Annotated in this window: 8 protein-coding genes; 7 read left to right on the top strand and 1 reads right to left on the bottom strand. The window is 43.6% G+C overall.

Annotated features, from left to right (window positions below):
• Positions 1-123: 123 nt before the first annotated feature.
• Positions 124-1,383 carry a methionine adenosyltransferase gene (gene metK / locus OQ279_RS07790; protein ID WP_266069306.1) on the bottom strand — a complete coding sequence of 420 codons (1,260 nt, stop codon included), beginning with the start codon at positions 1,381-1,383 and terminating at the stop codon, positions 124-126.
• Positions 1,384-2,689: 1,306 nt separating this feature from the next.
• Between metK and OQ279_RS07785 the strand changes: the two genes are divergently transcribed.
• The 7 genes from OQ279_RS07785 to OQ279_RS07755 all read left to right on the top strand — a co-directional run bounded on the left by OQ279_RS07785 (position 2,690) and on the right by OQ279_RS07755 (position 8,772).
• A complete protein-coding gene (locus tag OQ279_RS07785; RefSeq protein WP_266069305.1) occupies positions 2,690-3,994 on the top strand; it encodes an O-acetylhomoserine aminocarboxypropyltransferase/cysteine synthase family protein in 1,305 nt (434 codons plus the stop codon).
• 54 nt (positions 3,995-4,048) lie between these two features.
• Positions 4,049-5,062, top strand: a complete 1,014-nt coding sequence (locus tag OQ279_RS07780) for an alpha/beta fold hydrolase (RefSeq protein WP_266069303.1) — start codon at positions 4,049-4,051, stop codon at positions 5,060-5,062.
• Positions 5,025-6,095 carry a homoserine dehydrogenase family protein gene (locus tag OQ279_RS07775; protein ID WP_266069302.1) on the top strand — a complete coding sequence of 357 codons (1,071 nt, stop codon included), beginning with the start codon at positions 5,025-5,027 and terminating at the stop codon, positions 6,093-6,095. Before OQ279_RS07780 ends, OQ279_RS07775 begins: the two co-directional genes overlap by 38 nt.
• An 8-nt stretch (positions 6,096-6,103) precedes the next feature.
• Positions 6,104-7,273 carry a trans-sulfuration enzyme family protein gene (locus OQ279_RS07770; protein WP_266069301.1) on the top strand — a complete coding sequence of 390 codons (1,170 nt, stop codon included), beginning with the start codon at positions 6,104-6,106 and terminating at the stop codon, positions 7,271-7,273.
• Between the two features lie 80 nt (positions 7,274-7,353).
• The gene (locus tag OQ279_RS07765) at positions 7,354-7,767 is read left to right on the top strand and encodes an RrF2 family transcriptional regulator (protein ID WP_266069310.1); all 414 of its coding nucleotides are present in this window, start codon (positions 7,354-7,356) and stop codon (positions 7,765-7,767) included.
• A 121-nt stretch (positions 7,768-7,888) separates the two neighbouring features.
• On the top strand, positions 7,889-8,140 hold the full coding sequence (locus tag OQ279_RS07760) for a DUF2061 domain-containing protein (RefSeq protein ID WP_266069300.1): 252 nt from the start codon (positions 7,889-7,891) through the stop codon (positions 8,138-8,140).
• A 2-nt stretch (positions 8,141-8,142) separates the two neighbouring features.
• Positions 8,143-8,772 carry a phosphoadenosine phosphosulfate reductase domain-containing protein gene (locus tag OQ279_RS07755; RefSeq protein WP_266069299.1) on the top strand — a complete coding sequence of 210 codons (630 nt, stop codon included), beginning with the start codon at positions 8,143-8,145 and terminating at the stop codon, positions 8,770-8,772.
• Positions 8,773-8,800 lie beyond the last annotated feature (28 nt).

Here is an 8,800-nt window from a genome sequence, read left to right as displayed (position 1 = left end):
GAAAAAGGAAAAACCCTCCTTGAAAATCTTATCATGAAAAAAGGCCACCTAAAAATTACTTTTTAGACGACCTCTTTTATGTTAGGATTTGGATGTTTTGTTATGATCTCTCAAATCTCAAATCTACTCCAATCCAAATGCTTCTTTTACTTTATCTACATAGTCAAGTGCTTCCCAGGTAAACAGGTCTACTTCAATGGTCTTTTCTCCGTTGTAGGGGCTCTTAAATACTTTTCTTTCTTTTCGCGGCTCTTTTCCGAAGTGACCATAAGCCGAGGTTTCCCTGTAAATCGGGTTTCTAAGGCCGAGTCTTTCTTCAATGGCAGCGGGTCTCATATCAAAGATCTGCAGTACTTTTTCTGCAATCTCCCCGTGGCTTATATCCACTTTTTTGGTGCCGTAGGTTTCCACGAATAGAGAAGTGGGTTCTACCACCCCAATGGCATAAGAAACCTGGATCAAAACTTCATCGGCTACTCCTGCAGCCACAAGATTTTTGGCGATATGCCTTGCCGCGTAAGCTGCGGACCGGTCTACTTTACTGGGGTCTTTCCCAGAAAATGCACCTCCGCCGTGAGCTCCTTTTCCGCCGTAAGTATCTACGATGATTTTTCTTCCCGTAAGACCTGTATCTCCGTGAGGTCCGCCAATAACGAACTTTCCGGTAGGGTTTATATGGTATTTGATCTTGTCGTTGAATAGTTTTTGCACATATTCCGGAAGTTGTTTGATCACCCTCGGAATAAGGACCTCAACAATATCTTTCTTTATTTTTTCCAGCATTCGCTGGTCATCATCATCAAATTCGTCGTGTTGGGTAGAGACCACGATAGCCACAATGCGCTGCGGAATGTTGTCATCGCTGTACTCAATAGTAACCTGGCTCTTAGAGTCGGGCCGCAGGTAAGTGAGCTCGTCATTTTCGCGGCGCAATTTTGCCAGCTCGATAAGTATCTTATGTGAAATATCGAGGGCCAGCGGCATGTAGTTGGAAGTTTCTTTAGTGGCGTAACCAAACATCATTCCCTGGTCACCGGCACCCTGTTCGTCTTTGTTTCCGCGGTCAACCCCCTGGCTAATATCCTGGGATTGTTCATGTATCAGGGAGATCACCCCGCAGGAGTCCCCGCTAAATTTATAAGCTCCCTTGGTGTAACCAATATCATTGATCACATCGCGGGCAATAGACTGCACATCAAGGTAAGTGTCACTCTTTACTTCGCCCGCAAGCACCACCTGTCCTGTAGTCACCAGGGTTTCACAGGCAACTTTAGATTCGGGGTCAAAGGCAAGGAAATTATCAAGAAGAGTATCGCTAATCTGGTCAGCAACTTTATCGGGGTGGCCTTCAGAAACACTTTCTGAAGTAAATAAATATGGCATGCTTCTTTATTTTAAGATTTTAATTCAGAAAAAATTTGACAAGAAGCGCTAGAGTAGTTGTCACTGCTTTAGCATTTTAGAGGGTTGCAATCAGTCAAATTTTTCCCTGTGATTTATCATCAGCAAATGTATAAAAATTGTTTTAAATCGGGGCGGCTTTATCTTCGTTATTAAGAATAATTTGGGCGCTCCGGTTCTCCCTGCCGGTCGCACCGTCAGGCTTTCGCGGGTCACTTCCCACAGCCTCCCGGCTTTGGGAGAGCTCCAACAACCGCTCAATCCTTAGCGCGAGGTTACAATTAGCAATGAACAATGATCAATTAACATGAATAGTAAAGATAGATATCTGCGATATACTTTGCGGCCTTAGCGAGAAACCTTAAAATAGTATTTTAATTATTCCTGAATTCGTGGGTGTAACCCTGGTTTGGCAAGAGCTCCAACAGCTGCTCAATCCTTAGCGCGGGTTACAAGTAGCAATGAGCAATGATCAATTAACAGGAATAGTAAAGATAGATATCTGCGATCTCGGCGATATACTTTGCGGCCTTAGCGAGAAACCTGAGACAGCATTAAAATCACTCGTGAATTAGATATCTACGACCTGCAAACCCTTGTCAATCCTCAAAAAATAAAATTAATCACAATTTTATTTGTTCCTTAAAGTTTTCTGTCGTTAACTTTGTGACAGAACAAAACAAGAAATGAACCAGGTAATTTGTAATATGATGTGCATGATGTGGAAAACTTCCGCAGCGCGCTCTATTGCATGATCCTGAAAAGATAAAAATTGCAAAAAGCCGCTGCCACCGCAGCGGCTTTTTTATTTTAGTCGACATTAAAAAAATAAGAGGTCTCAAAAATGGCATTTTTGGAACCCCATTAAAAAACAAGCTGGAAAAGCTAAAACAGAAAAAATGAAAATTTACCCGGCAATAGCAAAAATGATGTGTTGTATGATGATGTGCATGATGTGCGCACCACCAGCTATTGCCAAAAAATGAGGATCTAAGTTAGTTATATATGAGTACTAAAAATCCCTTTGGCAAGCCAGCCAAAGGGATTTTTTCTTTTTAAACAATTAGCAATTAACAATTAGCAATGATCAGTAAAGAAGCACCAAGCACCAAGTACCACAAGTATCAAGTACCAAATTCTAACTTGGGAAAAGTGAAAAGATCTAGAAACATTCGTGAATTCGTGGCTTTTTTAAGCACCAACAGAGAACCGAGAACCGACAACAAACAACAAACCGATTAACAAATAACCAATTACCACTATTCCTTAAACCTTAAACATTTAAAAAATGAGTACACCACAAAAATTTTCGACCAACGCCCTGCATGCAGGACATGACGTAACAGCCAACGGAGGAACCAGGGCAGTGCCTATTTATCAAACCACTTCTTATGTTTTTAAAGATTCAGACCACGCCGCCAACCTTTTCTCTTTGGCAGAACCGGGTTTTATCTACACCCGGTTAAACAACCCGACCAATGATGTTTTGGAGCAAAGACTGGCAGCCCTTGAAGGCGGGATTGCTGCAGTAGTGACAGCTTCGGGAACTGCAGCCATTAGTACCACCCTGCTTACCCTGCTCAAAGCCGGAGATCATATTGTTGCTTCAAGCAGTCTCTACGGCGGAACTTACAACCTGTTAAGTGTAACCCTGCCAAGATTAGGGATCACCACCACTTTTGTAGATCCACAGGATGCAAATAATTTTCAAAAAGCTGTAAAAGAGAATACCCGTGCAGTTTTCGTGGAATCTCTGGGGAACCCGAAACTGGATGTGCTTGATCTTGAGGCGATTTCTAAAGTAGCAAAAGAGCATAAAGTGCCTTTTATTGTTGATAATACGGTAGCGACTTCTGCACTCGTAAAGCCAATTGAACACGGAGCCGACCTGGTGATCCATTCCCTTACAAAATACATTGGCGGCAACGGGACTTCTCTTGGCGGAGTAATTATTGACGCAGGAAAGTTCGACTGGGCCAACGGAAAATTCCCTGAATTCACTGAACCTTCCCCGGGTTATCACGGACTGGTTTATCACGAGGCTCTAAAAGAAGCGGCCTTTATTGCAAAAGTGAGAATTGAAGGTTTACGGGATCTTGGTGCTGCACTGAGTCCATTTAATGCTTTTCAAATTATTCAGGGGCTGGAGACGCTGGAGATCAGGATCAAAAAGCACAGCGAAAACGCTTTGGCTCTGGCAAAATGGCTTCAGCAAAAAGAAGAGGTTAGTTGGGTGAATTACCCGGGGCTGGAGAGCAGCGAATATTATGAACTGGCGCAAAAATACCTTCCAAAAGGGCAAAGTGGCCTCATTACTTTTGGGGTGAAAGGTGGCTATGAAGCTGCGAAGGTACTGGTTGATGAAACAAAGCTTTTCTCCCTGCTGGCTAATATTGGCGATACAAAATCATTAATTATTCACCCTTCAAGCACCACCCACCAACAGCTCAACGATGAACAGCAGGAATCTACAGGGGTAACAAAGGACCTGGTAAGGCTTTCTGTAGGGCTTGAAGATCTCGAAGATCTTAAAGCTGATCTAGAACAGGCGCTGGCACAAATATCTAAAAAGAAGGAAACTAAAACGGCATAAACACTCTGTGGGCAGCCGGGAAATCTTTCCTCTGTTCCAGATAAACGAGAATCTATGTTACAGGAAATAACATTTCCCCATTTTAAAAATTCCGCAGGAAGCTTTCAGGAGATCCATGTGTTTTATCGCTTTTTTGGAAGGGAACCGGGAACAGCCCCCGTGGTGCTGGTGAATCATGCGCTAACCGGTAACGTAAATGTGACGGGAGAGAATGGCTGGTGGAATGAGCTTATAGGGCCGGGCAAGTGCATTGACACCCAAAAATTCACCATCCTCTCCATCAATGTTCCCGGCAATGGAGCCAGCGAAAACAGGGAGCATTTGCTGCACAATTACACCGAATTTACTTTGGATGATGTTGCACGCATATTTGCTGAGGTTCTGGATAAACTAAACATCAACGAGCTGTTTGCGGCCATTGGCGGCTCTATAGGTGGGGCTTTGGCCTGGCACCTGGCGGTGTTAAGGCCAAATCTTATAAAGAACCTAATTCCTATCGCTACCGATCTTAAGGCTACAGACTGGGTGCTGGGGCAGTGCAAGGTGCAGGACCAGATTCTCAACAATTCGGCAGATCCCATTCACGATGCCCGGATGCATGCCATGACTTTTTATAGAACGCCGGCATCTTTTTCGGCAAAATTCCGAAGAAAAAGGAATGAGCTTAATGCGCAGTTTGAAGTCGCTAACTGGCTGAGCCATCACGGCAGGAAGCTGGAACAAAGATATGAGCTGGCAGCGTACAAGCTCATGAATCACCTGCTTACCACTATCGATATTTCGGGAGGGAACGATAAACCTTCAGCGGCAGCAAAAAACATCAGTGGGAATATTTACCTGATAGGAATTGATTCCGACTTGTTTTTTCTTCCGGAGGAAATAAGGGAAACATACGAGGAGCTTTCCGAAGAGAAAAAGAATGTACACTATAGCGAGATTAAATCAATTCACGGGCACGATGCGTTTCTTATTGAATACGAGCAGCTGTCACAAATTCTAAAACCTATTTTTAAACAAAATGTCACTCATAATGAAGAAAATAAATATAGTCCTGTTTGGAACCGGTAACGTAGGGAGTAAACTGGTAGATCAATTGCTTGAAGCCCGCGAATCACTGCGCCAAAAAGAGGGGGTGGAGCTCAACCTGCCGGTTATAGCAAACTCTACCAGGGCATATTTTCAAAAGGAGAACCAGCAGCCCTCCTGGGAAGCCGATCTTAATACATTAGGTGTTTCGTACAAACTTGAGGACATTCTTGAATATGTAAAAAAGCAGGGTTATGAAAACCTTATTGCTGTAGATGCAACGGCGAGTGAGGAGTTTGTAGATAAGTATTTTCATCTTATTGAGGCCGGTTTTCATATAGTGGCAGCCAATAAAGTAGCGAATACCCGCTCGTCTAAATTCTACGGAAGCTTAAGGCAAAAGTTGCAGGAGCACAACAGGTTTTTCTTTTATGAGACCAATGTGGGCGCCGGTTTGCCAATTGTGGAAACGCTTCGCAACTTTCACAGGTCTAACGAGCGGGTGACAAGGGTGAGAGGTGTATTTTCGGGTTCTCTTAGTTACATTTTCAACACCTATTGTGAGGAAGACAAAGCTTTTTCTGAAATTCTTGCTGAAGCCGGCGAAAAAGGATTCACAGAGCCCGATCCGCGGGTAGACCTTTCGGGTAAAGATGTGGCCAGAAAGTTACTCATCCTTGGAAGAGAGCTGGGGCTGGAAAAGGAGTTTGAAGAAATAACCATTCAGGATCTGGTGCCGGCACATCTCAATGGGGAATCCAGCTTGAAGAATTTTCAGGAAAAGAAGGAAGAGTTGAATCCGTTTTTTCTCAACCTGAAGCAGAACCTCGAACAGGATGAGGTGATAAGGCATGTAGGAGAGCTGGATGTCACCCGGGGCACCCTTGAGGTGAAGCTGGTAAAAGAGAAGAAAGCTTCTGCCTTTGGGGCGCTTAAACACGCCGATTCTTCTTTTGAGATCTACGCCGAATCTTACGGGGAACGGCCACTGGTAATACAGGGAGCCGGTGCCGGGGCAGCAGTAACGGCACGCGGAGTGGTTTCGGATATTCTTCAATTAGCAGAAAAATTGTAGAACAGGCTATGTCACATTTTGAAACAACAGCAATACGAACTCAACTGGACCGGACTCCGTATCAGGAGCATTCTTCGCCACTTTTTCTCACTTCGAGTTATATTTTTGAAGATGCCGAAGAAATGAGGGCTGCTTTTGCTGAAGAAAAAGAACGCAATATTTACAGCAGGTTTAGCAACCCTAATACTTCAGAATTTGCTGAAAAAGTGGCACTTTTGGAAGGTGCAGAGGCAGGTTTTGCTTTTGCCACGGGCATGTCGGCTGTATATTCGACACTTGCAACGCTATTAAACAGTGGCGACCATATAGTTTCGGCAAGGTCTATCTTCGGGTCTACTCACAGCCTGTTCACGAAATACTTTCCGAAGTGGAACATTTCGCACAGCTATTTTAATGTCAATGAAGAAGATAAGATTGAAAGTCTTATAAAACCAGAAACGAAGATCCTGTTTGCCGAATCGCCTACTAACCCCGGAGTTGACATTCTGGACCTGGAAAACCTGGGAAGAATAGCCAAAAAGCACAACTTACTGCTCATTATAGACAACTGTTTTGCCACGCCTTACCTTCAAAACCCGATCAAGTTTGGAGCTGATTTGGTGATACATTCGGCCACCAAATTAATCGACGGGCAGGGCAGGGTACTTGGCGGTGTGACTGTTGGGCGGGAAGATTTGATTCGGGAAATCTACCTGTTCTCCCGCAATACAGGTCCGGCTTTGTCCCCGTTCAATGCGTGGATTTTGTCTAAAAGTCTGGAGACCCTGCCGGTAAGACTGGACAGGCATTGTGATAATGCCCTCAAAATAGCTGAACTTTTAGAAAAAGAGGCCAATGCAGAAAATGTGAAATATCCATTTTTGAGATCTCATCCTAAACATGAGGTGGCGAAGAGGCAAATGAAGCAAGGGGGAAATATCATTTCTTTTGAAATAAAGGGCGGACTTGAAGCAGGGAGGAAGTTCATTGATAACTTACAACTCTGCTCCAGGTCGGCCAATCTGGGAGACACCCGGACCATTGTCACCCATCCTGCATCAACAACGCACGGAAGACTCACAGAAGAAGAAAGACTGGAAGCGGGAATTACTCCGGGGCTGGTAAGGATATCGGTAGGGCTGGAGCATGTAGAGGATATTTTTGAGGATATCCAAAGAGCATTAAATTTTGAAGCATAGAGATAATGAATGTAATTCAGCATCAACCGGAAATCGCGATTTGGCAGCATAGAAAGAAGATAAATAATTATCTTCGCCCTATGCTTTCAAAAAAGACGAAATACGGGATAAAGGCGCTGACTTACATTGCAAGGCAGCCCTCGAAAAAGCCTGTACAAACTGCAGAGATTGCCGAAAGTGAGAATATTTCCCATAAATTTTTGGAAAGTATTTTAGTGCAACTGCGCAAAGCTGGATTTTTGGGGGCTAAAAAAGGGAAGGGAGGAGGATATTACCTCATTAAGGATCCTGCTGAAATCCCCATGACCACGATAATAAGAATCCTTGAAGGACCTATTGCAATGGTGCCCTGCGTGAGTCTCAACTACTATGAGAAATGCGATGATTGCAAAGACGAGGTGACCTGCTCTGTGCACCAGCTTATGATACAGGTGCGGGACAGTACCTTGAAGGTGCTGGGCAATAATACCCTTGCAGATATTACAAAACAATAACAGGTACGGGTTAATTAAAATGTAAATAATTGGCAGCAACAGCCGAATTAGAAAAATATTTTATTTTCTTTGTCTATTAACCTACTATTCCGATAGGGTAATAGGATTAAAAATAATGATTATGATATTAGATCAGGTATTCTCCAGGAGAAGTGAAAAGAAAGCCAAGACTTCAGAAAAGCCGGTACGGAGCATAGCTAAAGCAATAAGCTGGAGAATAATAGGAACCCTTGATACCATACTTGTATCCTGGTTATTAACCGGGGAGATTAAGACTGCACTGGCAATAGGAACAGTAGAAGTGATCACTAAGATGCTGCTCTACTTTGGACATGAAAGAATATGGAACAAGATCAACTTTGGAAAGGAATAGATATGAAAAAATTTACACAAGACGAGCTTGATACTTTTAACAGGCACCTGCAGGGAATTCCTCCCGCAGAGGTCATACAATGGGTAATTGATAATTGTCACCGGCCCGTGGTCACCACTAATTTCAGACCATATGAAGCTGCGATCCTGCACGCCTGTACAAATATTCTGCCTACCATAAAAGTGATTTGGTGTGATACAGGATATAACACCCCCCAAACCTACAGGCATGCCAAAGAAGTGATTGATAAGTTAGATCTTAATGTGAAGCTGTATATGCCTTTGCAAACAGCAGCCTACCGGGATGCCATTTTTGAAGGGATACCCCAGGTAGACGATCCCAATCATGCCGAGTTTACCCGGCAGGTAAAACTTGAGCCTTTCCAACGTGCCATGCAGGAGCATGAGCCAGATGTTTGGTTTACAAACCTACGGAAAGGCCAGACTGCTTTTCGTGACAGCATTGGCATTTTGAGTTACAGCAAAGATGGAATCTTAAAAGTGAGTCCGTTTTACCACTGGAGTGATGAAAAGCTGGACAAATATCTTGTTGAAAATAACCTGCCCAACGAATTCAGGTATTTTGATCCTACCAAAGTGCTAACCAACAGGGAATGTGGACTTCACGCTTAACCGCCTGATATAATTTTTAAAAAACAGA

This window comes from Salinimicrobium profundisediminis, from assembly GCF_026241755.1.
Classification (GTDB): Bacteria; Bacteroidota; Bacteroidia; order Flavobacteriales; family Flavobacteriaceae; genus Salinimicrobium; species Salinimicrobium profundisediminis.
Note: the sequence above shows the minus strand (reverse complement) of the source record. Positions and strands in the feature narration are given on the sequence as shown.